The following is a 1,558-nucleotide window of genomic DNA, read 5'->3' on the forward strand; positions in this document are numbered from 1 at the left end:
GCCGTCAACCAGCCGACAGGCTTGTCCGCGAGCCATTCGAAGCAGCGGATGCGCGAGGACGTGGACAGGTTCGTGAGCGTCTTGCCCAATGAGACGCCTGCAATGACAGGCGCGCCCAGCAGCCGCGAAGTCAGGTCGCCGATCGTCATCGATCCCTTGGCCATCCCCACCTTGCAGATATCGTCGATCGACCGTTCCAGCCGTCGTGCCGACGTTTTGACGAAGACCTTCGATGCCGTGCGCAGAGCGAAGGCGCATCGGGCGCAAAAGTGCTGCGGCATCAGGTCGGTCTGGTCGAAGGATGCAATCCCGCTGCGACAGGCGGGACATCGATCCCGAAGACCGCGACCATGCACGAAGCACGAGATGCGCGTCGCCAGCCGCCAGTGCCGGCGAAAATACGGCGCCTGGTCGCCGGCAAGGCACTGGGGACAATACTGCGTCCAGGTCGAACGGTTCGGGCGGACGTTCTCGCGCAACGGCAGCAGGAGCGGCGTCAACGCTGGACCGGTCATCGTCATCGCCGACAACGCTTCCGTTGCAATATCCGCCTGTTGTTGGAGCAGGGTCGCGACACCGTGCGTTAGGCTATGGTCGAGGCGGGACGACCCCATTCCGTCACCAAGCCCCAAGACGCCGGCGAATGGCCGCGGCGCGATACCGTTGGCGATGGCAAGGCGGTGGAGCCAGCTCGACAATAGCTCATCCGGCTGCGGGTCAATGGAAACGGACCACCGATCCCGAACGACGTCCCCGTATCGCTCACGGATCTCGATGGCGAAGCGTGCTCCGCTCACAGCAGGCGGTCACGCACCGGCGCCCGGCGGCGCTTCGAGACGGGGATGTAGCGCAGCGCCTCGATGCCCGTTTTCGTTATCCGCTCCGCGCCAGACCTTGCCGCCGCCACGGCCGCCGCAGAGACGATCGCCACGATCTCGCCGATCAGGCCCTCGGAGAGCTGAAAGATCATCCGCGCCATCGGTTCATCCGAGAGATCGGAAGCGCGGGCGAGCGGCAAGGCGGCTTCGAGGCTGTTGAGCAGCGCGAAAAACTCCTCGCCATATTGCCATCGCGGCACTGCATGCAGGTCGAACCGGGTCGCCATTTCGGCGGTCTGGTTGATGAAGTCGTACACCGCGACCTCACCGATCAGAATCGGTGAAATGTCGAACTGGCGGCCGATCCTTCTGAGGAAGGCAAGAACCGCCTCGACGTCCCGCGATCGGCCCCGCAGCGCATTGTGGAATTCGTCGAAGATCAGCATCCTGGGCTTCAGGCTGTCGAACAGGCGATCGATTTGCTCGGCTTTGCGGCCGACACCACGACCCATGCCGGTTGGCGCTCGCAATGCCTCGAGGATGCTTCATAGAAATGGGCGAGGCCCGCACCCTCACGCGTCTGGACCACCCACACCCGCTGCTGCTCGGCGGTTCTCAGATGTTCGACAGCAAACCGTTCGGCGATCATCGTCTTGCCGTTGGCATAGGGTCCGACGAGCATCAGGCCTCGGGTCCGCAACGCCGGCGGCCGGGACAGCAACTCGGCAAGGCGTTCATGC

Annotated in this window: 1 protein-coding gene and 1 pseudogene; both read right to left on the bottom strand. The window is 64.2% G+C overall.

What is annotated here, in order from left to right; translation table 11 throughout:
* The coding region (locus EOC06_RS35820; RefSeq protein WP_245470380.1) for a TniQ family protein at nt 1–698 on the bottom strand (698 nt) is incomplete at its 3' end.
* Between the two features lie 95 nt (nt 699–793).
* Nucleotides 794–1,558, bottom strand: a pseudogene (locus tag EOC06_RS35825) (TniB family NTP-binding protein); the annotation flags it as partial.

This window comes from Mesorhizobium sp. M7A.F.Ca.MR.362.00.0.0 (assembly GCF_004023175.1).
Classification (GTDB): domain Bacteria; phylum Pseudomonadota; class Alphaproteobacteria; order Rhizobiales; family Rhizobiaceae; genus Mesorhizobium.